This is a genomic window from Halomonas sp. YLB-10, assembly GCF_003856855.1.
Classification (GTDB): Bacteria; Pseudomonadota; Gammaproteobacteria; order Pseudomonadales; family Halomonadaceae; genus Halomonas; species Halomonas litopenaei.
Window position 1 is genome coordinate 1 of record NZ_RRCU01000003.1, and the last position, 26,472, is coordinate 26,472.

Annotated in this window: 20 protein-coding genes; 11 read left to right on the forward strand and 9 right to left on the reverse strand. The window is 63.3% G+C overall.

Going from position 1 to position 26,472, the window contains the following annotated elements; all coding sequences use genetic code 11:
• A partial coding sequence (locus EBB56_RS07420; protein WP_124803668.1) for a type I secretion C-terminal target domain-containing protein occupies positions 1-4,097 on the forward strand: 4,097 nt, incomplete at its 5' end.
• Positions 4,098-4,982: 885 nt separating this feature from the next.
• Positions 4,983-6,551 (forward strand): hypothetical protein, encoded by a 1,569-nt coding sequence (locus EBB56_RS07430; RefSeq protein WP_124803672.1) that lies wholly within the window; start codon positions 4,983-4,985, stop codon positions 6,549-6,551.
• A gap of 111 nt (positions 6,552-6,662) precedes the next feature.
• On the opposite strand, the gene EBB56_RS07435 is transcribed toward EBB56_RS07430, so the two are convergent.
• The 5 genes from EBB56_RS07435 to leuC form a co-directional block, all read right to left on the reverse strand.
• Positions 6,663-7,340 carry a uracil-DNA glycosylase gene (locus tag EBB56_RS07435; RefSeq protein ID WP_124803674.1) on the reverse strand — a complete coding sequence of 226 codons (678 nt, stop codon included), beginning with the start codon at positions 7,338-7,340 and terminating at the stop codon, positions 6,663-6,665.
• A gap of 118 nt (positions 7,341-7,458) precedes the next feature.
• Positions 7,459-8,571, reverse strand: a complete 1,113-nt coding sequence (asd, locus tag EBB56_RS07440) for an aspartate-semialdehyde dehydrogenase (RefSeq protein WP_045992648.1) — start codon at positions 8,569-8,571, stop codon at positions 7,459-7,461.
• A gap of 127 nt (positions 8,572-8,698) precedes the next feature.
• The gene (leuB, locus tag EBB56_RS07445; protein ID WP_124803676.1) at positions 8,699-9,769 is read right to left on the reverse strand and encodes a 3-isopropylmalate dehydrogenase; all 1,071 of its coding nucleotides are present in this window, start codon (positions 9,767-9,769) and stop codon (positions 8,699-8,701) included.
• 94 nt (positions 9,770-9,863) lie between these two features.
• Entirely contained in the window at positions 9,864-10,517 is a 654-nt protein-coding gene (leuD, locus tag EBB56_RS07450) for a 3-isopropylmalate dehydratase small subunit (RefSeq protein WP_045992650.1), read from the reverse strand.
• Between the two features lie 3 nt (positions 10,518-10,520).
• On the reverse strand, positions 10,521-11,966 hold the full coding sequence (gene leuC / locus EBB56_RS07455; protein ID WP_045992651.1) for a 3-isopropylmalate dehydratase large subunit: 1,446 nt from the start codon (positions 11,964-11,966) through the stop codon (positions 10,521-10,523).
• Between the two features lie 265 nt (positions 11,967-12,231).
• Between leuC and EBB56_RS07460 the strand changes: the two genes are divergently transcribed.
• Both EBB56_RS07460 and EBB56_RS07465 read left to right on the forward strand, forming a co-directional pair.
• Positions 12,232-13,137: a LysR family transcriptional regulator gene (locus tag EBB56_RS07460; RefSeq protein ID WP_124803678.1), complete on the forward strand. Its 906-nt coding sequence runs from the start codon at positions 12,232-12,234 to the stop codon at positions 13,135-13,137.
• 25 nt (positions 13,138-13,162) lie between these two features.
• A complete protein-coding gene (locus tag EBB56_RS07465) occupies positions 13,163-14,488 on the forward strand; it encodes a hypothetical protein (RefSeq protein ID WP_409360202.1) in 1,326 nt (441 codons plus the stop codon).
• A gap of 56 nt (positions 14,489-14,544) precedes the next feature.
• Here EBB56_RS07465 and EBB56_RS07470 read toward each other — a convergent pair whose 3' ends face one another.
• Entirely contained in the window at positions 14,545-15,057 is a 513-nt protein-coding gene (locus EBB56_RS07470) for a zinc ribbon-containing protein (protein WP_045992653.1), read from the reverse strand.
• 231 nt (positions 15,058-15,288) lie between these two features.
• On the opposite strand from EBB56_RS07470, the gene leuS reads away from it, so the two are divergent.
• From leuS to EBB56_RS07505, 7 genes are all read left to right on the forward strand, one after another.
• A complete protein-coding gene (gene leuS, locus EBB56_RS07475) occupies positions 15,289-17,865 on the forward strand; it encodes a leucine--tRNA ligase (RefSeq protein ID WP_124803680.1) in 2,577 nt (858 codons plus the stop codon).
• Positions 17,866-17,974: 109 nt separating this feature from the next.
• The gene (gene lptE, locus EBB56_RS07480) at positions 17,975-18,466 is read left to right on the forward strand and encodes an LPS assembly lipoprotein LptE (RefSeq protein ID WP_124803682.1); all 492 of its coding nucleotides are present in this window, start codon (positions 17,975-17,977) and stop codon (positions 18,464-18,466) included.
• 7 nt (positions 18,467-18,473) lie between these two features.
• Positions 18,474-19,535, forward strand: coding sequence for a DNA polymerase III subunit delta (gene holA / locus EBB56_RS07485; RefSeq protein ID WP_045992656.1), 1,062 nt, complete (start codon positions 18,474-18,476; stop codon positions 19,533-19,535).
• Positions 19,536-19,736: 201 nt separating this feature from the next.
• Complete coding sequence (locus EBB56_RS07490; RefSeq protein WP_108448857.1) at positions 19,737-20,813, forward strand: GGDEF domain-containing protein; 1,077 nt, start codon at positions 19,737-19,739, stop codon at positions 20,811-20,813.
• A 148-nt stretch (positions 20,814-20,961) separates the two neighbouring features.
• Positions 20,962-21,351, forward strand: a complete 390-nt coding sequence (locus tag EBB56_RS07495; RefSeq protein WP_045992681.1) for a PA2779 family protein — start codon at positions 20,962-20,964, stop codon at positions 21,349-21,351.
• Between the two features lie 13 nt (positions 21,352-21,364).
• Positions 21,365-22,309: a PA2778 family cysteine peptidase gene (locus tag EBB56_RS07500; protein ID WP_260425308.1), complete on the forward strand. Its 945-nt coding sequence runs from the start codon at positions 21,365-21,367 to the stop codon at positions 22,307-22,309.
• On the forward strand, positions 22,306-22,731 hold the full coding sequence (locus EBB56_RS07505) for a DUF488 domain-containing protein (protein WP_124803686.1): 426 nt from the start codon (positions 22,306-22,308) through the stop codon (positions 22,729-22,731). Before EBB56_RS07500 ends, EBB56_RS07505 begins: the two co-directional genes overlap by 4 nt.
• Before the next feature lie 345 nt (positions 22,732-23,076).
• Here the strand turns inward: EBB56_RS07505 and sthA are convergent, their stop codons facing one another.
• From sthA to nqrF, 3 genes are all read right to left on the reverse strand, one after another.
• Complete coding sequence (gene sthA, locus EBB56_RS07510) at positions 23,077-24,468, reverse strand: Si-specific NAD(P)(+) transhydrogenase (RefSeq protein ID WP_045992659.1); 1,392 nt, start codon at positions 24,466-24,468, stop codon at positions 23,077-23,079.
• A 113-nt stretch (positions 24,469-24,581) separates the two neighbouring features.
• The gene (nqrM, locus tag EBB56_RS07515; RefSeq protein WP_045992660.1) at positions 24,582-24,839 is read right to left on the reverse strand and encodes a (Na+)-NQR maturation NqrM; all 258 of its coding nucleotides are present in this window, start codon (positions 24,837-24,839) and stop codon (positions 24,582-24,584) included.
• A gap of 341 nt (positions 24,840-25,180) precedes the next feature.
• Positions 25,181-26,413 carry an NADH:ubiquinone reductase (Na(+)-transporting) subunit F gene (gene nqrF / locus EBB56_RS07520; protein WP_045992661.1) on the reverse strand — a complete coding sequence of 411 codons (1,233 nt, stop codon included), beginning with the start codon at positions 26,411-26,413 and terminating at the stop codon, positions 25,181-25,183.
• Positions 26,414-26,472 lie beyond the last annotated feature (59 nt).

The window sequence follows — 26,472 nt, forward strand, 5'->3', positions numbered from 1 at the left end:
CCTGGTCGCTGAGCAGCAATGGTCGTTCGCTGGTCGGCTTTGACAACACGGGTAGCCGTGTCATCTCCGTCCAGCTCACCGACGTTGCCAACGGCAACTACAAGGTGGTGCTGGCCAAGCCACTGGATCATTCCCACCCCGGTGTCGAGAGCGACATCAACTTCAGCGTCGGCTACACCATCACCGACAGCGTCGGTGACAGCGCCTCCGGCAGTATCGATATCACGGTCGATGACGACACGCCGGTGGCCAACGCCGACGTGGCTACCACCGACAATGACGGTTCCGTCACTGTCGACGTGCTCGGCAACGACCAGTTCGGCGCCGATGGCTCCGGCGGCATCACCAGCGCCACGGTCCAGGGCGGCGCGGCTGTCGGCACCGTTGCGGTCAACCCCGACGGTACCCTGACCTTCACGCCCAACCCCGACTTCGTCGGCAACGCCACCATCGACTATACCGCCACCGACGGTGACGGCAGCACGGTCGGCGGTAGCCTCAATGTCGCAGTCGCCGATGGCGGCACTGGTCCCACCACCCCCGATAGCGATGGTGACCCAACCACCACCAACCCCACTGCTGTCGTTGACGAAGATGGCCTGCCTGGCGGCATCGCCGGTGGCGTCGGTGACGTGGCAGGCGAGAACACCGTCGCCAGTGGCACCTTAGGATACAGCTTTGGCACCGATGGTCCTGCAGCCAACGGTGCCTTCACCTGGCGTCTTGCCGGCCTGCCATCCGATCTCGAGACCGCGGATGGTCGTGCGATAACGTTCACGCTTGGCAACGCTGGCAGCACCATTGTCGGTTTTGCCAGCGATGGTAGTGGCGGCACCGAGCAGGTAATCACCATCACCCTGACCGACCAGGCCTCGGGCACCTATCAGGTGACGCTGCACCAGCCGCTCGAGCACTCCCCGGGCAATGGCGAGAACGATCTCGGTTTCTTCGCTGGCTACACTATTACCGATGCCGATGGCAGCCAGGCAAATGGCTTCCTTTCGGTGGTGGTCGATGACGATACGCCCCATGCATCCGATGCCCAGGATGGGCTGCTGGCCTCAGGCACAGTCAACTTTGGCGATATTGCGGGAGCCGATGGCATCAAGTCCGTGCAATTTGGTGCCGGACTGAACGGGGCGGAGGTCAAGAGTGCCAGTGGCGGGATGCTGCTCACGTCTAATGGCGAGAGCCTGACCTACCAATTGAGCGGTGATGGCAAGACGCTGCAGGCCAAGACCGCTGGAGGTGACGTGGCGTTCGAGGTGAGTTTGGCGGCGGATGGTTCTACCTACGAGGTAGAGGTCCTCGATGATGGAATCCGAGCATTTGACGGTACCAGCACGCAAATCAGTGACGGCAGCAAACACATTGTGTTTGAGTTCGGAGACAATGGTTCCGGATCCGGGCATCGCTTCGTCGGCTTTGAGGGAACCGAGGGAGCAGCCGATGTTGTGGCATCCGCCTGGACTTACAATGGGCCTCATGCGTCCTGGCTGCGAACTGACGGGGATACACAGCTGGCTGCGGGCCACGATGACCTGACGGGCTTCAACGAGTCGGTTCGACTCGATTTCGTTGACAACCTCCGTTTTACCAACACCGAAGCAAGCTGGGATAACCATCGCGGAATTACCTATATCCGCCAGTTTATCAATACAGAAGCAACTTTTGCCGATATCGAGATCAGGGCCATTTCTTCAGCTGCTGATGGCACCGACACGAGCGGACATCCGGTTGCCGTCAGCGGTCAGGTGCTGGACCTTTCTAGGAGCGATGTTCGCTTCCTGGATAGTGCCGGCAATGACATCACCTCGTCGGTGACGATTGAGGAAAATGCCGATGGTACCATCAACGTGAGAAGCATTCCCGTCGGTGCTCAGCTGGTGCTTACGACCAGCGAGGCTTTTGAAGCGATCGAGTATCGCGGTTTGGATGGCACCCGGCCATTTTCTGTAGGGGACTTTGTCTACGCCGAAGCGGAGGATTCACCGACACTGGCATTGCCACTGGCCGTAACGGATAACGACGGCGATACAGCCGACGGTACTCTGGCGCTGGCTTTGCCGGATGGTGACCAGCTACTCGTCGGCGGCAGCGGCGATGACAGCACCACCGGTGGCAATGGTGACGACGTCATTCTCGGTGATGCCGGCGGTACCCATACCGTGCTCGAACCTGCGCAGAACCACAATGTGTCCTTTATTCTAGACGTGTCACCAAGCATGGGGCAGTTTCTGGAAAACGGACAATCACGCTTCAAGGTGGCCATCGAAGCGCTACGAGCCCAGCTTACCGAACTGGCTTCTTTCGAAGGATCGATCAATGCCCAGATCGTGACGTTCGCTGGAAAGGTGGCCAACTCGATCGAGTTCAATGATCTGTCAGTAGCGGATCTGGACGACATCAATGCCTACCTGGATAGCAGAGGGGTTATTTCTGGAACCAACTATGAGCAAGCCTTTGTTGTCGCCAACGATTGGATGACGTCTGTCAGTCAGGAGGGCTTCAACAACGTTGCCTACTTCATGTCCGATGGAGACCCCGTTTCTCATAACGCGAACGGAAATATTGGCGTCACTGATACAGGGGAAGGAAACGTCACCACCCTAGGTGATATTGTCAACTCTCTCGAAGGATACGATCCGCTGGCCGCTATCAGTCGGGTAGAGGCGATCGGGGTAGGCGACGACGCCAACCTTGAGGTATTGAAGGTTCTTGACAACACCTCAAGTGGTGGGTTGAAGATGGTGCCCACTCCCCTGGATGCCGGTACATCGGTAGGCGATGCGGAATTTCTTGCCACCTTTAATACGGGAGACACGGGAAGACTCGCATCCATCGATAGTTGGGCGCTGCAGACGGCTGATGGTGGAGTGACCATCGACAGTAGCTCGATCGGCACCTATCTACGCATTCGGGACAATGGCACGGGTGATGGCAGCACGATCGTCACCAGTGACGCTTTCGTCGTGAATGAACCTGCCGGTGTCAACCAGTTCTATAGCGTGTCATTTAACTTCGTGACCGACACCGCAAACGACCTGGAACAGGAAGGAAATATAAACGACAACTTCTCCTGGGAGCTGCAGACGCAAAATGATGAGGGAGGCTGGGATGCCGTTGCCACGGGGTTAAGATTTCGCTCGGGCAATATCAACAATAGTACTAATCAGATTGTGGCCAACGGGCTGGAAGGAGGAACCTATAGGCTACAGTTCGAGGTGGAGAACGCTAGAGGGGAGTTCTTCACCTTGTACGTTCAGGATATCTCACTCGATCTTCAAAGCTACACAGACGACCAGCTTGTGCCAGCCGGTGAGGTGTCCATGATTGGCACCCCCGAGGAGTTTGCAACGGCGCTGGACGGTGGCTCGTCCTTCGATCAGCCGGCGGATCTCGGCGATGACGTTCTGGCCGGCGGTGCCGGCGACGACGTAATTTTTGGCGACGAGATCAACCCGGCGGGTGTCGGAGGAGAGAGCGGAAGTGGCTTTGTCGGACTGGTCGACTACCTGACCACGCAGAATGGCGCCGAGCCCACCAGGGATGAGACGGCCGCCTTTATCCGGGACAATGTCGATGCCTTGGCCAGCGGATCGCGCAGCGATGGTGGTGACGATCAGCTATCCGGTGGGGCGGGCGACGACATTCTGATCGGCGGCGGCGGAAACGATCTACTACTCGGTGGTAGTGATAGCGATCTGCTGATCGGTGGTGGCGATAACGATCAGTTGACCGGTGGTTCCGGAGCCGATGTCTTTGCCTGGGGGCTGGATGATGCCGGTAGCGCGGCCACGCCGGCACGGGATACCGTGACCGACTTCACCGTCGGCGAGTTTGGCGTCGATGCCGATGCCGATCGGCTCGATCTTGCCGACCTTCTCCAGGGTGCCGACGAGAACAACCTCGCAGACTACCTGCAGGCCAACCAGGACGGAGACGACACCGTGCTGTCCATCAGCAGCGAGGGTAACCTCGCCGCCGGAGGCGGCAACGCTGACCAGGTGGTCGTTCTGATCGGCGTTCAGATGGGAGCAGATGGGGACACCTTCCTGCAGAACCTGCTCGACGATGGCCAGTTGAAGGTCGACTAGGCGCTGTCCGAAAAGTCGACGAGCGAAGGTTAGACAAGGCAAAAATCGGTGAGAAAGCGCAGTTTACGGGGTGTAAATGAGCATTTTGATCCGATTTTTAACGCCGTATTACCGAGCGCAGGCACTTTTCAGACAAGCCCTAGGGCAACGGAGGGAAAACGGGATGGGCGGCCCGCCGCCCACCCACTGACAACAACCCGATGGCAAGCATTGGAAAGAACTGAAAATAGCGTCGACAAGTATGACCAGACCCACAATGGCTGGCCATCTCGTTCAGCCGGCGCTCAAAGCCTGAGTCCTGTTGTGTACAGGGTTCAGGCTTTTCGTTTCCGCATGAGGCGTTCGTGGTTGTCACCATGGGTGCACTGGATGCAAGCCTGCTGCGACGGTTCCATCGTGGCGAACGGATTCAGGTGAATAACCTCGGTCTTCAGGATTCAGACGTAGCTCTCCAATTCGCACCCCCAGAGCTGAAGCAACCTCCGCTTCTTCGACACGGCCGCAATCGATTTCTCCTCGAGTCTGGGCATGACCGCGTTGAATGTAGCCAGCAGCCTCCGGCTTTCGGTCTTCAAGACAAGGCGCGATGTACGAGATCGATGCTTTTTCCTCTAGTACATTGTCACACCCGTCGCTATCGATCCCTCTTACGACAATGACATAAAAACCTCTCATTCTTGACATTTTTGCTTCTGACGTCTGCCTATACCACTGATTGTATTACTACCAAAGCATCCCTCCCCTAACCAATAGCCACCCCTGCCCATGAGGATAGAAGCAGGCGACTGGGTGCGGGGATTCTTCCTTCAGCATACTCTTCATATTCGCCAGAGCGTCGGATTCCCTGCAAACACCCTTCATCACTTACCGGCAAGGATTTTTACCATGAAATCTGGCTTGGATAGTTTCGTTGCCGTGCCCATCCTGTCGCCCCCGTTCGAGGAAGAAGACGATATCAGTACGGTCGCCAGCGTGGATGAGGATGGACTTCCCGGCGGTAATCTCGAAGGCCCGAGCGACCTTGGCGGGTCTGCGACGGTGGTCACCGGCACCATCCCCTACAGCTTTGGCAGCCTGGGAGCGGCAGATTTCGCTCCCTTCTCGTGGTCGTCCAGCGGCCTGCCGAGCCTGTCGTCCCAGGGCGAAGCGCTACACTACGTTGTTTCACCCAGCGGCAAGACCCTGGCAGCCAGGACCCTGGACGGCCAGACCGTCTTGCACCTGACCGTTACCGATATCGATACCGGGGCCTATCGCCTTGCCCTGCGCGCGCCACTGGATCATCCCATCACAGGTAACGAGGATGATCTGGCCTTCTCGGTCAAGTACACCATTCGCGACAGCCAGAACAATCAAGCATCTGCCAGGGTAGGCATCGTGGTTGACGATGACTCCCCGACAAATACCATCGATTCCCCCGTCGCCGTGGACGCTGGCGACAACGTGACCGGCTTCTGGCGCCAGCGGGGCGGCGCCGATGGCGTCGGTTCCACCAAGGTGACCCTGGCCGGCAGCACCACCGAATTCGACCTGGATCAACGCATCTTTACTCCACAGGGAAGCCTGACGGTCAACTCGGACGGCAGTTTCACCCTGGACGCGAGCCCCAACATCACCTCAGACACAGAGCTGGTCTTTCAGATTGTCACCACCGATGGTGATGGCGATAGCGTGGCAAGCGAGGGTCGCATCAGCGTCAATGCAGCACTACTGTCTGACGATCGCCCAACGACGCCCTTGAGTGATGGTGACCTTGCAACCTCATCGCCACTTGCCTTGCTCGATGAGGATGGCCTGCCGGGGGGCGAGCCTGGTGGAATCGGCGACATACCCGGCGAAGCAACCGTCGCCATGGGCAACCTCGGCTACGACTTTGGAGACGACGGCGCCGGCGACGTTGTCTGGGAAACCCACAACCTTCCTGATATCCGGTCCGGTGGCACAAGGATCGACTGGCAGCCAGGCGCTGAGGGCAAGCAGCTGACCGGACTCGACGCCGATGGCAGGACAGCACTTCACGTCGAGCTGCTGGACGTGGAGGACGGTACCTACCGCGTCACCCTGGCTCGCCCGCTGGACCATGGTGGGGTCAATATCGAGGACAATCTGGATCTAAGCTTTGGCTACCGGATCACCGACAGCGACGGCGACAGCGCCCTGGGTGAGCTGCTCGTGCGCATCAACGATGACTCGCCGGTGAAGGGACGATCAAACCAGGACACTCCCGCAGCCGAGCCACTCGATATCGCCGAGCCACTCGATATCGCCGAGCTACTCGATGACAGCGAGAGCGCTGGCAAACTCACTGACCTCGCCATCACTCCCATCTTGGCCGATGATCCGAGTCCCTCGCCGATAACGGCGCAGACCTCTCTCGATAGCGAGATGGCTCCAACGATCAACGAGGATTTGCGCACTCTGCTGGAGGATACGACGATCCCTGCCGATATCTAAGGCGTGAACCAGAAGTGCCTTGGCTCATCGACCTTTCGAATTGTGACTGACACACAGTTAGACCACGCCCTGCAAGCAGGTCAACCGAGCGGTCCGCTTCGGGAGCGCTTTCTAGCGAGCATGGTCGGCAGTATCCAGCCGACTCATCAGCAGCCTGAGGCCGCGCTCGAACTCGGCCTTGCCGCCGTAGGAAGGGTGACGCAGGGCGACGACCTCGCGCTCGGGAAAGGCAGCCTGGGCGGCCAGGGTGCCCTTTCTCCCTACCCCAGCCACCATCGTCGGCGTCGAGTGGCTAGCGACCAGCTGATCCAGCCGCCTGAGCCAGTCGATGCCTTCGTGCAGCTCTGCTACACGTGGCGCCCGATTGCTGTGCGTCCGCGCTATTTGATGGGGGTGGAAGGGAAAGGCGTTCCACACCAGCGGCGTCAGCCCAAGACGTGCGAAGCACTCCCAGGCGATGGTGGCAGTGGCTTCGCTGCCGCCCTCCGGTACCAGGGCGAGGTGCGGTTTCAGCGTCTCGATAAAGGGATGCTTACAAGAACGCAGTAGTGCTGGGCTCGACAATGGGATTCCGGTCTCGCCACCGCCCTTGAAGCCCAGTGCTTCGGCCACCAGCAGCAACCTGGGCCGTCCAGCGGCGGTCGTTTCCCTGGCGTGTTCCAGCATCAGCTCGAGATAGGCCGTCAGGTTGTCGGCCAATGGTTTCTTGCGCCAGGGATTGGCAACGTCTGGCCCATCCGGCCGCCTGCGCAATCGCCTGACGAATGAACGAACGGTGGTCTTGCCCAAGCGCCCTGCTCCGGTGCTGATCGATCATGTAAATAACGCGATGGGCCCGCACATCAGAGGCCCTGAACGACGTCGGGGCGCCCAAAAGGCGCCCCGACGAACCGATAGTACTTAGGCCTTAGCGCTCGCGCAGTACCTTGAGCATGCGCTTGAGCGGCTCGGCGGCGCCCCACAAAAGCTGGTCACCGACGCTGAAGGCGCTGAGGTACTCACCGCCCATGTTCAGCTTGCGCAGACGACCCACCGGGATGCTCAGGGTGCCGGTGGCAGCGGTCGGCGTCAGCCCATCGATGGTGGCGTCCTTGTCATTGGGGATGACCTTGACCCACTCATTGTGGCTGGCGATACGCTCCTCGATCTCGTCGAGCGGCACATCCTGCTTGAGCTTGATGGTGAACGCCTGACTGTGAGAGCGCATGGCGCCGATACGCACGCACAGGCCGTCGATGGGGACCGGGCTGTCCTGGCGACCGAGAATCTTGTTGGTCTCGACGTAGCCCTTCCATTCCTCGCGGCTCTGACCGTTATCCAGCTTGGAATCGATCCACGGCAGCAGGCTGCCGGCGAGCGGCGCACCGAAGTTGTCGGTGGGGATGGCGCCAGTACGCATCGCCTCGGTGACCTTGCGGTCGATGTCGAGGATGGCGCTGGCCGGATCCTTGAGCTCGCTTGCCACGCTGTCACGCAGGCCGCCCATCTGGTTGAGCAGCTCGCGCATGTGCTTGGCGCCGGAGCCGGATGCGGCCTGATACGTCATGGAGGTCATCCACTCGATCATGTCCGCCTCGAACAAGCCCCCGAGGCCCATCAGCATCAGGCTGACGGTGCAGTTGCCGCCGACGAAGGTGCGCGCACCGGCGTCGAGCTGAGCGTCGATCACCTTGCGGTTGACCGGGTCGAGCACGATGGTGGCGTCATCGCTCATGCGCAGCGTGCTGGCAGCGTCGATCCAGTAGCCCTTCCAGCCGGCACCGCGCAGGTCTTCATAGACCTTCTTGGTGTAGTCGCCGCCCTGGCAGGTGATGATCACGTCCAGCGCCTTGAGCGCTTCGATGTCGAAGGCGTCCTTCAGCGGAGGCACGTCCACACCCACGTCGGGGCCGGCCTGACCGACCTGGGAGGTGGTGAAGAAGACCGGCTCGATGCCGTTGAAATCTCCATCTTCCACCATCCGCTGCATGAGCACGGAACCCACCATGCCACGCCAACCGACGAAACCGACTTTCAACATGTGAAGTCCTCCAGAAATCGAGTGAGGCAATCATTATACAGAAACCGGCAGCACCTTTCAGATGCCACCGGCACAGTCAGGATAAGCGACGCCCGATTGCCGGGCGCCAGCACCATTAACAAAGGCGTTAAAGCGCCGCCAGCACCGCATCCCCCATCTCACTGGTGGACACCTGGCGGGTACCCGGATAGGCGATGTCGGCGGTGCGCAGGCCCTGATCCAGCACCTTGCCCACCGCAGCCTCTATGCGCTCGGCCATGGCCGGCTCGTTGAGCGAATAGCGCAGCATCATCGCCACCGAAAGGATAGTGGCCAGCGGATTGGCGATACCCTGACCAGCGATATCCGGGGCGCTGCCGTGGCAAGGCTCGTACATGCCCTGGCCGCTTTCGTTGAGCGAGGCCGACGGCAGCATGCCGATGGAGCCAGTCAACATGGCGGCGGCGTCGGACAGGATGTCCCCGAACATGTTGCCGGTCACCACCACGTCGAACTGCTTGGGCGCGCGCACCAGCTGCATGGCGGCGTTGTCCACGTACATGTGCGACAGCTCCACGTCCGGGTACTCGGCGGACAGCCGCTCCATCACCTCGCGCCACAGGATGGTGACCTCCAGTACGTTGGCCTTGTCGACGCTGCAAAGCTTCTTGTCACGCTTGCGCGCCATCTCGAAGGCCACCCGGCCGATGCGCTCGATCTCGCTCTCGCTGTAGACGTAGGTGTTGAAGCCGACGCGCTCACCGTCACGCTCCTCGACGCCGCGAGGCTGGCCGAAGTAGATACCGCCGGTCAGCTCGCGCACGATCATGATATCGAGCCCGGACACCACCTCGGGCTTGAGGGTCGAGGCCTCCGCCAGCTGCGGATACAGGATGGCCGGGCGCAGGTTGCCGAACAGCCCCAGCTCCTTGCGCAGCCCCAGAAGCCCCTTCTCGGGTCGCTTGGAAAGGTCCTCGATGGTGTCCCACTGGGGGCCGCCTACGGCCCCCAGCAGGATGGCGTCCGCCGCACGCGCCTTGGCCAGGGTCTCCTCGGGCAAGGGCACGCCGTGGACGTCATAGGCGCCGCCGCCTACCAGCGCTTCCTCCACGTCCACGTCGAGCCCCTTGGCCTTGAGCGCCTCGAGCACGCGGCTGGCCTGGGCGGTGATCTCGGGCCCGATGCCGTCACCGGGAAGGACAAGAATCTTGCGGGTCATGAGATGGGGTTCCTGAAAACTGGCAGAAAGATGAAGATCGAGAGAATCGTAAGCCCCGCCATCGGGCGGGGCCAGCTGTCGATGAGAGACAGGTCTACGCCTTGGCCGGCTCGCGGAACAGCCAAGGGCGAGCGGTGCGATGACGCGCCTCGAAATCGGCGATAGCGGCCTCGTCCTTTAGGGTGATGCCGATATCGTCGAGGCCTTCAAGCAGGCAGTGCTTGCGGAAGGCGTCCACCTCGAACTCGAGGATCTCGCCGCCAGGGGTCACCACACGCTGGTGCTCGAGGTCGATATCGAGACGGTAGCCCTCGTTGGCCTCGACCTCGGCGAACAGCCGGTCGACCTGCTCTTCAGGCAGGGTAATCAGCAGGATGCCGTTCTTGAAGGCATTGTTGTAGAAGATATCGGCGAAACTCGGCGCGATGACCGCGCGGAAGCCGAAGTCCTCCAGCGCCCAGGGCGCGTGCTCACGGGAACTGCCGCAGCCGAAGTTGCGCCGTGCTAGCAGCACCTGGGCACCCTGATAACGCGGCTGATTGAGTACGAAATCCGGGTTCAACGGGCGCTGGCTGACGTCCTGACCGGGCTGACCCTCGTCGAGGTAGCGCAGTTCATCGAACAGGTTGACGCCGAAGCCGGTACGCTTGATCGACTTCAGGAACTGCTTGGGGATGATCAGGTCGGTGTCGACGTTGGCCCGATCCATCGGCGCGACCAGACCCTCGAGGCGTTCGAACTTTTGCATGGCTCAGGCCTCCTGGCGAGCGGTGGTGGAATCAAACTGGCGCACATCGACGAAGTGGCCGGCGATGGCGGCAGCGGCGGCCATGGCAGGGCTGACCAGGTGGGTGCGACCACCGTAACCCTGACGCCCCTCGAAGTTGCGGTTGGAGGTGGAGGCGCAGTGCTCACCGGCACCGAGCTTGTCGGCGTTCATCGCCAGACACATGGAGCAGCCGGGCTCACGCCACTCGAAGCCGGCCTCGATGAACACCTTGTGGAGCCCTTCCTCCTCGGCCTGACGCTTCACCAGACCGGAGCCCGGGACGACCATCGCCAGCTGGATGCTGTCGGCGACCTTGCGACCACGGGCCACCTTGGCCGCCTCACGCAGATCTTCGATGCGTGAGTTGGTGCAGGACCCGATGAACACCTTGTCGAGGCGGATATCGGTGATCTTCTGGCGCGGTGACAGCCCCATGTACTCAAGCGCCCGGGTGATGCCGGTGCGCGCGGTGTCGTCATCGGCCTCGGCGGGATCCGGGACCTCACCGCTGACACCGGTGACCATCTCGGGGCTTGTGCCCCAGCTGACCTGAGGCTCGATGGACGCGGCGTCCAGCGTCACCACCTTGTCGAACACGGCGTCGGCATCGGAGACCAGCTCGCGCCAGTCGGCCACGGCGGCGTCCCACTGCTCGCCGCTGGGGGCGAAGGGGCGCTCGGCCAGATACTCGATGGTGGTGTCGTCCACCGCGATCAGGCCGACCCGGGCTCCGGCCTCGATGGCCATGTTGCACACCGTCATGCGACCTTCCATCGACAGGCTCTCGATGGCGCTGCCGGCAAACTCGATGGCGTAGCCGGTGCCACCGGCGGTACCGATCTCGCCGATGATCGCCAGCACCACGTCCTTGGCGGTGACGCCCTCGCCCAGCTCGCCTTCGACGCGCACCTGCATGTTCTTCATCTTCTGCGCCAGCAGACACTGGGTGGCCAGCACGTGCTCGACCTCGGAGGTGCCGATGCCATGGGCCAAGGCGGCAAAGGCGCCGTGGGTAGCGGTATGGGAGTCACCACACACCACGGTCATGCCCGGCAGCGTCGCACCCTGCTCGGGGCCGACCACGTGGACGATGCCCTGGCGCGGGTCATTGATGCGAAACTCCTCGATACCGAAGGCCTCGCAGTTATCATCAAGCGTCTGCACCTGGATCAGTGATACCGGATCCTTGATCCCGCTGTTGCCCTCGGAACGTTCCTTCACGGTGGTCGGTACGTTGTGGTCCGGCGTCGCCAGGTTGGCGTCCAGCCGCCACGGCTTGCGCCCGGCCAGACGCAGACCTTCAAAGGCCTGGGGCGAGGTCACCTCGTGCAGCAGTTGACGATCGATATAGATCAGCGCGGTGCCATCATCGCGCTCCTTGACCAGGTGCTGCCGCCACAACTTGTCGTAGAGTGTCTGGCCTGCCATGCGGTGTCTCCTCCGGGGGCTTGGCTCCAGGCGCCACGCTGGCGGTGGGCCTGTCGGTCGTTCTGAAGCCGCCCCTCTCGATTGATCGAAAACGGTCGTTTGCCGGTCCCGCGGGCCTTGCCCGGGGATGGGATAGGTCGAGTGTCGCGCCACTCGCCAATAAAATCAATTCATGTTATTTATTCAAACGATTCCCAAGTGGAATACATCATTACCCGGCAAATCGTCGCCACTTTCCCTCGTCATCCGCCCCGGGAGCACCGCCATGGATACCCAGAGCCTGCAGGCCTTTCTCGCCGTGGCCGACAGCGGCAGCTTCTCCCGCGCGGCGGAACAGCTTCACCTCACCCAGCCGGCCGTCAGCAAGCGTATCGCCAGCCTGGAGGCGCTGACGCGCGCCCGCCTGTTCGACCGTATCGGCCGCCGCGTCAGTCTGACCGAAGCCGGACGGCTGCTGCTGCCGCGGGCACGCCAGATCCTGGTCATGGTCGACGACAGCCGCCGGGCCCTGAGCAACCTGAGCGACGAGGTCAGCGGCGAGTTGACCCTGGCCACCAGCCATCATATCGGACTGCACCGGCTGCCGCCGGTGTTGGGCAGCTACGTCAAGCGCTATCCGGAGGTGCGCCTAGACCTGCGCTTTCTCGACTCCGAGCAGGCCTACCAGGGCGTGCTGGACGGCGATATCGAGGTGGCCCTGGTGACCCTGTCGGCCCACCCCGACCCTCAGCTTCGTGCCACCAGAGTGTGGGTCGACGACATGACCTTCGTTGCCGCCCCGGAGCATCCGCTCGCCCGGGAGAGCCGCGTAACCCTGGCGACCCTGTGCGAGCATGACGCCCTGTTGCCGGGGCCACTGACCTTCACCCGCCAGCTGATCCTCGAGCGGCTGGCCAGGCACGGTCTGGCGCCGCGGGTGGGACAGTCGACCAACTATCTGGAAACCCTCAAGATGATGGCCTCGGCCGGGCTTGGCTGGAGTCTGTTGCCCGACCCCATGGTCGAGCGGGACATCGCCAGCGAAAGACTGGTCCGGCTGGCCCTCGAGGAGCCTGCCATACAGCGCCCGCTCGGCTACCTGGTGCACCGCGACCGCACCCTGTCCAACGCCGCCCGCTCGCTGCTCGAATGCCTCGACCAGGAAGCCGTGGCAAACCCCGCCTCGCCTTGAGCGCACCACCACAGGGACGTCTGTAATGACTCGCATGCCTCTCCCTCCACCGCGACACCGCCTGGCCGGCGCACTGACGCTGGCGGGCCTGCTGGCGCAGATCGCGGGCCTGGGCCTCGACGGGCTGCCGAGCTGGAGCGTCAGCCTGCCCTTGTGGGCCGCCAGCCTGCTGATGTGGCCGGACATTCCCCGGCGCAATCAGTGGCAGGCCGGCGTGCTGGCGGTGCTGGGGCTTGCCTTTCTGGCGTTGGCGGTGGTGGGCTTCGACGCCACCCCCGACATCACCACCTTGCTCGATGGCAACGCCTTCGTGGTGGCCATGCTGGTAGGGGTGAGCTTTATCGCCTTGATCGGGCGCCCCTCGGAGGGGCCACCGAACAGCGAACCGGTGACCGGGCGCCGAGGTCTGGCCGGGACCTGGCTGGGGGTGCAGCTGCTCGGGGCCATCCTCAACCTGTCCGCGGTCTTCATGGTCGGCGATCGCCTGGAACGCCGCGGTCGTCTGCTCGACGTTCAACTACTGGGGCTCAACCGAGGGCTTTCCAGCGCCGCCATGTGGTCGCCGTTCTTCGCCGCCATGGGCGTGGCGGTCTCCCTGGCTCCATCGCTTGAATACACCACGGTGCTGGCCGCCGGACTGCCGCTGGCCTTTGCCGGCGGCCTCTACAGCGTGTTCGAACTGTCACGCCGCTTCGACGTCAGCGAGGTCCCCGGCTTTTCACTGTCCCCCCGCAGTCTGCTGATGCCGGCCAGCGTGGCCGGACTGGTGATGGTGTTTCACTACGTCATCACACCGTCTCTGACCATCGTCAGCATCATCACCTTCCTGATGCCGATGCTGGCGCTGGCCGCCAACCTGGCCAGGGGCGCTGCAGCGACCCGAGAACGCCTTGTTCGCCACCTTCACTACCGACTGCCGGGCATGCGCGGCGAAATCACCCTGTTTCTGTGTGCGGGACTTCTGACCAAGGGACTCTCGATCCTGGTCGCCGCCGCCACCAACGGTGACTGGACACTGTTTGCCGACTTTGGCGTGGGGCCCGCCATGCTGAGTTATGTCGCCATCGTTGCCAGCGCCATTGCCGGGTTGCACCCGATCATCGGCATCTCGGTGCTGGCCTCGATGCTGGATCTGGATGGCCCCCACCAGACCCTGTTCGGTTTCGTCGCCCTGGCGTCCTGGGGCGTGGGCACCGCCGTCGGCCCGCTGTCGGGCATCAACCTGTCACTGCAGGGGCGCTACGGGATCAGTGGCTATCGCATGATGAAGCACAATCTACACTACGCTCTGGTCATGTCGGCGCTGGTGCTGGTGGCGATCGCCTGCCTGGCCCAGGCCGTCTCGGCCTGAGCCGCACGCCAGACGATTGCCACCTGATATTGCGCCGACGGCGCGGTCGGCGGACGTCAGCCGACACGTCCAAAGTAGCGATGGCCGCATTGATGGCAGGGCTCGATGCGCTTGACCCCGTGCAATTCGACCACGGCGTCGCAGTGCACGCAGGACATGCGTCCCGGCGCCGCCAGTTCGCCGGCGGTGTAGTCGGCACGGGAGGCCTCAAGGTCGTCCTCGAGCTGCTCGCGCTCGATCACGCTGCGATCGGCGATCGACAAGAGCGAGTCGACCACCTTGCGCGACAGGATGGTCAGGTCGATGCCGAGCCAGCTGGCCACGCCCTCGCCGCCGGCAGCCAGGTAGCGGCGCATGTCCTTGAGATCACGCTCGACCCAGGCCCTCAGCAGCGCCAGTTCGTCCTTGGTGTACTCCTCGAGCTCCGCCTCGAACTCCACGGCGTCGTCGAGATCCTTCTGCAGATTGTCCCAGGTGAGGTCCTCGGCCCCTTCCTTGAGCCGGGCCAGTACCCGCTCATAGCCGTCGCGCAGACGATGTTCGCCGGACGAAGAATGTTGATCACTCATGACGGTGTCCTCCTTGATGCAGACAAGGACCGCTCGGGGTAACCCGAACGGAACACTGGCGGCCCACCATAGCCGGACCCCGGGCTGCTGGGGTATCCTTGCGGGCATCATTGCCGCGCCGGTGACAGGGCCGCATCAACCTTGATTCTGCACAACCCTGCCGCCGGACGATACCCATACCCTGCGCGCCGCCTTGGGCGCGCCTTGATTGCAAGGTACTCGAAGACCGCGATGGACGCCCAGTACAAGCCCCACGAAATCGAACACGACGCCCAGCAGTTCTGGAATGAAAACCAGTGTTTCAAGGCGATCGAGGATCAGGATCGCGAGAAATTCTACTGCCTGTCGATGTTCCCCTACCCCAGCGGCAAGCTGCACATGGGGCATGTACGCAACTACACCATCGGCGACGTGGTCAGCCGCTTCCAGCGCATGCAGGGCAAGAACGTGATGCAGCCGATGGGCTGGGACGCTTTCGGCATGCCGGCGGAAAACGCCGCGATCAAGAACCAGGTACCGCCGGCCAAGTGGACCTACGAGAACATCGACTACATGCGTGCCCAGCTCAAGGCGCTGGGCTTTGCCTATGACTGGGATCGTGAGTTCGCCACCTGCGACAGCGACTATTACCGCTGGGAGCAGTGGTTCTTCACCAAGCTGGTGGAAAAAGGCCTGGTCTACAAGAAGATGTCCACCGTCAACTGGGACCCGGTGGATCAGACCGTACTGGCCAACGAGCAGGTCATCGACGGCTGTGGCTGGCGCTCCGGTGCGCCGGTGGAGCGCAAGGAAATCCCGCTGTGGTTCTTGAAGATCACCGACTACGCCGATGAGCTGCTGGCGGATCTGGACAAGGTCGAGTGGCCCGAGCAGGTCAAGACCATGCAGCGCAACTGGATCGGCAAGTCCAAGGGGGTCGAGCTGGCCTTCGACGTCGATGGCGACGAGCCGCTCAGGGTCTACACCACCCGCCCCGACACCCTGATGGGGGTGACCTACGTGGCGGTGGCCGCCGGCCACCCGCTGGCGATCAAGGCCGCCGAGGGCAAGCCCGAACTCGCCGCCTTCCTCGAGGAGTGCTCCCACGGCGGCACCTCGGAAGCCGAGCTTGCGACCATGGAAAAACGCGGCATGGCCACCGGCTTCGAGGCCATCCACCCGCTGACCGGCGACCGTGTGCCGGTGTATGTCGCCAACTTCGTGTTGATGGAATACGGCACCGGTGCGGTGATGGCGGTGCCCGGCCACGACCAGCGTGACTGGGAGTTCGCCACCAAGTATGAACTCCCGATCCGCGCGGTGATCGCCGACGCCGATGGCCAGGCCCCGGACCTGTCCCAGGGCGCCTGGGTCGAGCACGGCAGCCTGATCAACTCCGGCGAGTTTGACGGCCTCGACTTCCAGGCGGCCTTCGACGCCATCGCCAGCCGCCTCGAGCGCGACGGCCACGGCGAGGTCAAGACCAACTACCGCCTGCGCGACTGGGGCGTGGCCCGCCAGCGCTACTGGGGCGCGCCGATTCCGGTCAAGTACGGCCCCGAGGGCCAGACCGTGCCGCTCACCGACGACGAGCTGCCGGTGGCGCTGCCGCTGGAGGTCACCGTGGACGCTTCCGGCTCGCCGCTCAAGAAGATGCCGGCGTTCAGCGATCTGGGCGATGGCTGGACCCGCGAGACCGACACCTTCGATACCTTCATGGAGTCCTCCTGGTACTACGCGCGCTTCTGCTGCGCCGACAACCCGGAGGCCATGCTGGATGAGCGTGCCAACTACTGGCTGCCGGTGGATCTGTACATCGGTGGCATCGAGCACGCCATCCTCCACCTGCTCTACGCCCGCTTCTTCCACAAGCTGATGCGCGACTTCGGCCTGGTCGACTCCGACGAGCCGTTCCAGCGCCTGCTGACCCAGGGCATGGTGATCGCCGAGACCTTCTACCGCCCCGAAGCCAACGGCGGCAAGGAGTGGTTCAACCCGGCCGACGTCGAGGTCAAGCGTGACGACAAGGGACGCCCGCTCAGCGCCACCCTGATCAGCGATGGCCAGCCGGTGGAGATGGGCGGCATCGAGAAGATGTCGAAGTCCAAGAACAACGGCGTCGACCCCCAGGCCATGATCGATCGCTTCGGTGCCGACACCGTGCGCCTGTTCATGATGTTCGCCGCGCCCCCGGAGCAGTCACTGGAGTGGTCCGACTCCGGCGTCGAGGGCGCCCACCGCTTCCTCAAGCGGCTGTGGCGTCTGGTCGCCGAGCATCTGGAGGCCGGCACGCCGGCAGCACTGGATGCCGCCGCCATCGCCTCGCTCGACGACGCCCAGCGCGAACTGCGCCGCAAGACCCACGAGACGATCAAGAAGGCCGGCGACGACATCGGCCGCCGCACCACCTTCAACACCGCCATCGCCGCGGTGATGGAGCTGACCAACGCCATCGCCAAGTTCGGCGATACCAGCCCTCAGGGCCTGGCGGTCAGCCGCGAGGCGATCGAGGCCTGCGTGCTGCTGCTGGCACCGATCACGCCCCACGCCTGCCACGCACTGTGGCGCTCACTGGGCCATGACGGCGCGGTCATCGATGCCACCTGGCCGGCGTTCGACGAAAGCGCCCTGGCGCGCGACAGCATCGAGCTGGTGGTGCAGGTCAACGGCAAGCTGCGCGCGCGCCTCGAGGTGCCCGCCGACGCCGACAAGGCCGCCGTCGAAGCGCTGGCACTGGCCAACGACAACGTCCAGCGCCATACCGACGGCAAGACCCTGCGCAAGGTGATCGTGGTGCCGGGCAAGCTGGTCAACATCGTCGCCAACTGACAGCTCGCGGCGGGCGTCTCACCCGCCGCTTCAGTCTGTCGGTGATACCAGGACATGATGCCGAAGGCTGTGCCTTCGGTTTTTCCCTCACGCTGGACAAGGAGTTCCCATGCAGCGTCGTCACTTCCTTGGTCTGACCCTGGCCTCCGGCGCCGCCCTGCTGCTCGCGGGCTGCGGCTTCCACCTGCGCGGCGTCGGCGGCGAGGTGCTGTCCCTGGACAGCCTGGCGCTCGACGGTGCCGACACCCCCTTCGCCGAGCAGTTGACCAAGCGTCTGGAAAGCCTCGGCACCCGCGTCGACGAGACCGCGTCGCTGCGTCTCAACCTGGGTGGCGAAGACGTCAGCATCCGTCAGGTCGGCGTGCTCGACACCGGCTCTCAGGACCAGCAACTGGTGCTGCGGATTCCCTACTCGATCCAGCGCGCAAGCGATGGCGCCTACCTGGCCGATCGCCAGGCGGTGGAGGTGCTCGAAGAGTTCTCGATCACCGACGACAACCTGCTGTCCCAGGATGAGCTACGCGCCGATGCCCTGGAAAACGCCCGCCGCGAGGCCGTACGCCAGATGATCGACCGACTGCGCGCCATCGAGGAAGTCTGATTCACCCATGAAGGTCTTTGCCGACAAGCTGCCGGACGCGCTTTCGAAGTCCGTGCCCCCTGTCATCATCGTCGCCGGTGATGAGCCTCTGCAGCACATGGAGGCCTGCGACCAGGTCCGGGCACGTGCGCGCGAGTCGGGCGTCGAGGAACGTGAGGTGCTCCACGTCGAGGCCAACTTCGCCTGGGGCCGCCTCACCGAGTCCGCGGCGAGCCTGTCGCTGTTCGCCTCGCGCAAGTTGATCGAGCTGCGTCTGGGCAGCGCCAAGCCGGGGCAGGAAGGCGGCAAGGCACTCAAGGAGTACGCCGAACAGGCACAGGGCAGCGACAACATCCTGCTGGTCAGCTGCGCCAAGCTCGACGCCCGCGAGCAGAAGAGCGCCTGGTTCAAGGCGCTCGACAAGCTGGGGCTGTTCGTTCCGGTGTGGCCGGTCGACCCTTCCCGCCTGGGTTTCTGGCTGAGGGACCGCGCCCAGCGCCACGGTCTGTCGATGTCGCTGGACGCCGCCCGGCTGCTGGGTGAACGCACCGAGGGCAACCTTCTGGCCGCCGACCAGGAACTGCAGAAGCTGGCCTTGATGCTTCCTCCCGGCGCTCAGGTATCCCCCCGTGACGTCGCCGGAGGGGTCGAGAACAGTGCCCGCTACGACGTCTTCACTCTGGTCGATGCCTGCCTGAAAGCCGAGCGCGAGCGCGTCCTGCGTATCCTCGCGGGACTGGCCGCCGAGGGTACCGAGCCACCGATCATCCTGTGGGCCCTGACCCGCGAGATTCGCACCCTGCTGTCGCTGCATCAGCACCTGGACCAGGGCCAGAGCTTCGAGCACGCCTGCAAGGCCCAGAAGCCTCCGATCTTCGACCGTCGGCGCCCCGCCTACCAGGAAGCCATCCGTCGCCTGCCACTCAAGCGTCTGCACAAGCTTCTGATGTTCGCCCAACGCCTGGACCTGTCGATCAAGGGCGCAGCGGACCTGCCGCTGGAACAGGGCATTCAGGACCTGGCGCTGACCCTCGCTGGCGGTCGTGGACTGCTGGCAGAAATGGCCTGGTCCTATCGCGTGGCGCCGTAGCCGACGATTCGTCTTCCTTGCTCTCGCGTGATGTGGCCTGGCGTCACCCCTGTGACGCCAGGATGGGATAGGTCAGCCCGGCCAATGGGGGTATGACCCCGCACTGCGGGTACTCTGCGCATAGAATAGGGCAAGCACCTGCATCATTACCCCTTGGGCGCCCAGCGCGTCTGGTCGCCAGCGACCGCGAGTGCCCCCATCATGCCCCGTGTCTTCCCGCTGGTTCTGGCCGCCGGCGTCACCTTGCTTTCGACCGCCAGCGCCCTGCTGTTGCTCGGCTACCTGAGCCAGGTGCGCCAGCCCATGGGCGTTGTCCGCGACGCCCTCATCATCGAAACGGCACGGTCTCAGGAAAATGTGGCGAGCATCGCTTCACTCAAGCAGTTTGCCGGCATCGACAACTCGCCCCGGGCTCACGAGCTCACGCAAGTGGCCGATACCCTCCAACACCGTCTGCGGACGCTGGCGGGCACCGCCACGCGGCTGCCCACCTCCCAGAGGGACAGCGTGGTCGGCTACCTGCAACGTGCCGAGCACTCGATCAACCTGATCGCTCCGTCACCTCTCTCCGACACCACCGCAGACATCGCCGACACCTTGCCGGGGCTCGCTTCGACCATCGATGAGCTGGCCATCTATCTGATGGAGACCGAGTCGCACCAGCGCAAGCTCGATCGACGCCTGGCATTGGTGGCCACCATCCTGACGGCACTGGTACTGATGGTCGGCACGGTGCTGTTTGTCGCCCTGCTGCGCCTGGAACGCCACAGCAACGCGCTGCGCTATCTGGCGATGACCGACGACCTCACCCAGCTCTACAATCGTCGCCAGTGGCTCGACCAGGCCCCCCACCTGCTGGCCCTTCGGCGCCCGGCGGATAGTCCAGTGGCGCTGATGCTGCTGGATCTGGACAACTTCAAACGCATCAATGACGGCTACGGCCACCCCACCGGCGACAAGGTATTGAAGTCCTTCGGCGAGATGCTCAAGCGCGTGGCCAGGCGCAGCGATCTAGCGGCGCGTCTGGGGGGCGACGAGTTCGCCCTGCTGATGCCCCAGGCGGACGCCCGCAACGCCGAAACCGTCGGCGAGCGAATTCGCCACGAAACCGAGCACTTCGACCTGACCCAACCGGCGGCCGGCGCCAACCTTACGGTCAGTATCGGCATCGCCGTCTCAAGCCACGCCGATGACGACTTCTCCACCCTGTACCGGCGGGCCGACCAGGCGCTCTACCAGGCCAAGCATCAAGGACGCAATTGCATCCGCCTGGGCTAGAGAAACCAACAACCTGCATGAAATTCCTGTACCACCTTCGTTATACTCCTGTTGTCGCCAACGCATCCGGCGGGCAGGATGCCACTGGATGCATGTCGCCATCACCAAGGATCGAACAATTCCCGACACCATCAACAAGGAAGCCCCCATGACTTCACGACTGCGCCGCTTGCTGTGTACTGTTCTGATGCTGTGCCTGACCCTGGGTGCCGCCAGCGCCGGGGCCGCCACCTCGGTCCCGCTGGCCTCGACCAACGACGTGCTGGCCTCCCAGCAGAGCCAGGACGCCCGAGAACGCATCCATCAGGTACTGGCCCGCGATGACGTACGCCAGCAACTCGAACTCCAGGGCGTCGATCCCGGTGAGGTCGAGGACCGCGTAGCCGCCCTGTCCGACGCCGAAGCTCAGCAGATGGCCGACCAGCTCGACCAGATGCCCGCCGGCGCCAGCGTCATTGGCGTGCTGTTCGCGGTCTTCGTCATCCTGCTGGTCACCGACATCCTGGGTCTGACCGACGTCTACCCGTTCACCCGCTAAGGACATGCGCGTGATGCGCTCATTCGTCTCGAGCGCCCGCCTGGCGGGCGCTCTTTCGTTGGTGATGTGGCTCACGGCCTGTGCCAGCGCCCCCGAACTGGACCACAGCGTCACCGCTACGCTGCCCCAACGCCAGCTCCTCGAAGACGTCCCCTTTCACCCCCAGCGTGACTACCAGTGCGGCCCGGCCACACTGGCCATGGTGCTCAACCATGCAGGGGTCGACGTCGGCGTCGATCAACTGATCCCCGAAATCTACGTGCCCAGCCGCAAGGGCAGCTTCCAACCCGAGATGCTGGCCGCCAGTCGCCGGCACGGGCGAATCCCGTTCACTCTGGCGCCGCGCTTCGCCTCGCTGCTCGAAGAGGTCGATGCTGGCCGCGCGGTGGTGGTACTGCAGAACCTGTCGCTGCCGGCCTTCCCGCTGTGGCACTTCGCGGTGGTCAACGGCTACGATCTCGAGAGCGAAGAGGTATTGCTGCGCACCGGCGTCACCCGTCAGGATGCCACCGATTTCGGGCGTTTCGACGCCACCTGGCAACGTTCCGAGCGCTGGGCCTTCGTGGCACTGACGCCAGGAGAGCTGCCGGTGACGATTGCACCGGAGGCGGCCATCCAGGCCACCTCGGACTTCGAACGGGTCCAGGGGCCCGAGCAAAGCCTGCCGGCCTGGCAAGCTCTGGTCGATCGCTTTCCCGAGGAGGCCATGGGGCACTTCGCGCTGGCCAACGCCTACCATGCGGCGGGCCAGCCTGACGCGGCCATCGACGCCTGGCGCAGCGCTGTCGCAAACGATCCGTCTCTGGCGCCGGCCTGGTTGAACCTGGGTCTCACCCTGGCGTCCCAAGGCGATGACAAAGGGGCTCGAGAAGCGCTCAGGCGTGCGGCTTCGCTTGACGGGCCATGGCAGCAAGGCGCCAGGGAGGCGCTGAACGAACAGCAAGGAGGAGCTCGATGAGCTACGACATCGTGTTCAAGGGCGTCTACCAGGCGCCCGAGCCCGACGACGGCGCCCGAGTACTGGTCGACCGCCTGTGGCCCAGGGGGCGCAGCCGCGAGTCCCTGGCGCTTACCGAGTGGTACCGGGAGGCCTCACCCAGCAATGCCCTGCGACGCCAGTATCAGCTTGAGGAGATCAGTTCCAGGGTCTTCGAGATTCGCTATCGCGGCGAGCTACGCGACCACCCCGACCGGCTGTATCCGCTGATGCGCCTGGCCCGGCGTGGCCGCTTGACGCTGGTGACCGCGGCACGCGATGTCGACAGCACCCATCTGCCCGAGCTGCGCCAGCGCCTGCTCGAGGCATTGCACCAGGAAGATCAGGAAGACGCCCTGCCCTCCTCGCCGCCTTGCTTTGCCCACGAGAGCGGCCAGCACTAGGGCTTGTCTAAAAGTGCCTGCGCTCGGTAATACGGCGTTAAAAATCGGATCAAAATGCTCATTTACACCCCGTAAACTGCGCTTTCTCACCGATTTTTGCCTTGTCTAACCTTCGCTCGTCGACTTTTCGGACAGCGCCTAGGGCTTGTCTAAAAGTGCCTGCGCTCGTCGACTTTTCGGATAGAGCCTAGCGCTCAGGCACCGGATCCAGCAAGCGCCCCGATATCGGATATCGTAGAGCGCCGATCCCAGCGCTACCGAGGCTCCCACAGCAGGCGCCAATAGTCGGACCCCAGACAAGAAAGGTGCCCAAGGGCACCTTTCTTGTCGGTCGTGCTGGCCGGCTCAGAACACCCGGTTGAGGCCATTCTGGGCGGCCACCCGGTAGGCCTCGGCCATGGTCGGATAGTTGAAGGTGGTGTTGACGAAGTACTTCAGCGTATTCGCCTCCCCTTCCTGCTGCATGATCGCCTGGCCGATATGGACGATCTCCGAGGCCTGGTCGCCGAAGCAGTGGATGCCGTAGATCTCCAGGGTATCCTGATCGAACAGGATCTTGAGCATGCCGACGGTATCGCCGGTGATCTGGGCGCGGGCGGTGTCCTTGAAGAAGGCATGGCCGACCTCGTAGGGCACCTTGGCCTCGGTCAACTCGCGCTCGGTGCGACCAAAGGAGCTGATCTCGGGGATGGTGTAGATCCCGGTGGGCACCTCGGTGACGTAGCGGAATTCCCGGTCCAGCAGCTCGTCGCAGGCGTTCAGTCCCTGATCGTAGGCAGCGCTGGCGAGACTCGGCCAGCCGACCACGTCTCCGGCTGCGTAAATGTGGGGCAGCGCCGTACGATAGTGCTCGTCGACCTGCAGCTGACCGCGGCCGTTGGCGGTGAGACCGATGTTCTCGAGGCCCAGCTGGTCGGTATTGCCGGTGCGGCCGTTGGCCCACAGGAAGGCGTCGGCGCGCAGCCGCTTGCCCGACTTCAGATGCACCGTGACGCCGTGTTCGTCACCCTCGACGCGCTCGTACTCCTCGTTGTGGCGGATCAACACACCATGCTTGCGCAGATGGTAGGACAGCGCATCGCTGATCTCGTCATCGAGGAAGGACAAGAGGCTGCCGCGGTTGTTGATCAGATCCACCTTGAGTCCGAGCCCGGAGAAGATCGAGGCGTACTCACAGCCGATGACGCCGGCGCCGAAGATGATCAGGGTACGCGGGGTGTGCTGCAGACCAAGAATGGTATCGGAGCAGTAGATACGAGGGTGGCGAAAATCGATGTCCGCCGGACGATAGGGCCGTGAGCCGGTGGCGATGATCACCTTGTCCGCTACCAGTTCTTCCTGGTTTTCTCCACTGCCCCTTACCATCAGGGTGTGTTCGTCCTTGAAGCGTGCGATCCCGTGATACAGGTCGATGCGATTGCGCGCGTAGAAGTTGGTGCGCATGGACACCTGCTGATCGATGGTCACCCGGGAGCGTTCACGCACCTTGGGGAACGAGAACCAGCGCGGCTCGCCGATATCCCGGAACATGCTGTTGGTGTTGAACGACATGATCTGGCGGACCTGATGACGCAGCGCCTTGGAAGGGATGGTGCCCCAGTGGGTGCAATTGCCGCCGACCCGCGCCTGCTTTTCGACCACCGCGACCCGCTTGCCATGCTTGGCCGCATTGATCGCTGCGCTCTCGCCGGCGGGCCCGGTGCCGATCACCACCACGTCATAGTTGTGGACTGCCATCGTGTCTTCCTTCTCCTGGAAACCGACCCGGATGTGAGATGCCGGGCACTGCTTATCATGAGGACGGCGCCTCGAGAGGCGCCGTCATGGTCAGGGGGCGTCGATGCTGCCGCTCAGCGACGAGTCGCGTCGTAGCCCAGGTCCAGTCCGCGATTCTCGTCGGATTGGCGGCGCTGACTGGTGGCGCGCTTCTTCGATTCTTCCTCGCACACCTCATCCTTGCCGCCGCAGATCTCGCAGCCGTCCTTCAGGCCAAGCTGGTTGAGCCCGCCGCAGGAGCCGGCGATGGGCTTGCGGCCAAGAATGACACCGATCGCCATGGCGCCGATGATCAGCAGCATGGCACCGAAAACGATAAGGTAGATGGTCATGATGGACTCCTCGCTGGATGGGGCAGGATAGCTCTGGTCACTTTCTCGCGAACACTTTGTCGCGAACACCATCGCCTGCCTTTCTCCCATTGGACAGCGGTTGGACAAGAGATATCCCTGGGCGGAACAACGAATGGCCGTCGCCATACGCCCGAGGCGTTGAAGGTACCGACTCGACAAGGTCCCGTGTCCTCCCAGGAGAGTCCGCGGGGCATTCTCGAGTCGGCGCGACAATTATGCCAGAACTCCTCTCGCGGCAAAATCACAAGGCGCACAAACCAACGAGCCCCGCACGGGGCGGGGCTCGCAAGGTGCCCTTGGGCACACGGACAGGCGCGTGATCAGCCGCCGAAGTCATCCAGCATGATGTTCTCGGGCTCGACGCCGAGATCCAGCAGCATCTTGATGACGGAGGCGTTCATCATGGGCGGCCCGCACATGTAGTACTCGCAGTCCTCGGGAGCCGGATGGTCCTTGAGGTACATGTCGTAGAGCACGTTGTGGATGAACCCGGTCGGCCCTTCCCAGTTGTCTTCCGGCTGGGGGTCGGACAGCGCCAGGTGCCAGTCGAAGTTCTCATGCTCCTCGGCCAGCTTGTCGTACTCTTCGTTGTAGAAGGTCTCGCGCCAGGAGCGTGCGCCGTACCAGAAGGTCATCTTGCGCTCGCTGTTCAGACGCTTCAGCTGGTCGAAGATGTGGCTGCGCATCGGCGCCATGCCAGCACCACCGCCGATGAAGACCATCTCGGCGTCGGTATCCTTGGCGAAGAACTCACCAAACGGCCCCATCACCGTGACCTTGTCACCCGGCTTCAGGCTGAAGACGTAGGTGGACATCAGGCCAGGCGGGTGGCTGGAGTTGGGCGGAGGCGTCGCGATCCGGATGTTGAACTTGAGAATACCCTTCTCTTCCGGATAGTTGGCCATGGAGTAGGCACGAATGACCTCTTCGGTGTTCTTGTGCGAGACGTCGAACAGACCGAATTTCTCCCAGTCGCCGCGGTACTCTTCCTCGATATCGAAGTCGGAGAACTTGATGTCGTAGGCCGGTGCCACCAGCTGCACGTAGCCGCCGGCACGGAAGGCCACTTCCTCGCCTTCCGGCAGCTTCAGGTTCAGCTCCTTGATGAAGGTGGCGACGTTGGGGTTCTCGATGACCTCGCATTCCCACTTCTTGACGCCGAACACTTCCTCGGGGACCTGGATCTTCATGTCCTGCTTGACCGGTACCTGACAGGACAGACGCCAGCCGACCTTCTTCTCGCGCAGGGTGAAGTGGCTTTCCTCGGTGGGCAGGATCGAGCCGCCGCCCTCCTCGACCCGGCACTTGCACTGGGCGCAAGAGCCGCCGCCGCCACAGGCGGAGGACAGGAAGATGCCATTGGCCGCCAGGGTGTTGAGCAGCTTGCCGCCGGCCTGGGTGGTCAGGGTGTTCTCGGGATCGTCATTGATCTCGATGGTCACATCGCCCGAGCTCACGAGCTTGGAGCGGGCCGCCAGGATCACCGCCGTCAGACTGATGACGATGATGGTGAACATGACGACGCCGAGCACGATGACTGTTGTATCAACCATGTCGGTTTCCTATTGCTAGGGTTAGGGCCTGCACCGAGGGCTAGAGCCCCCGGTGCAGG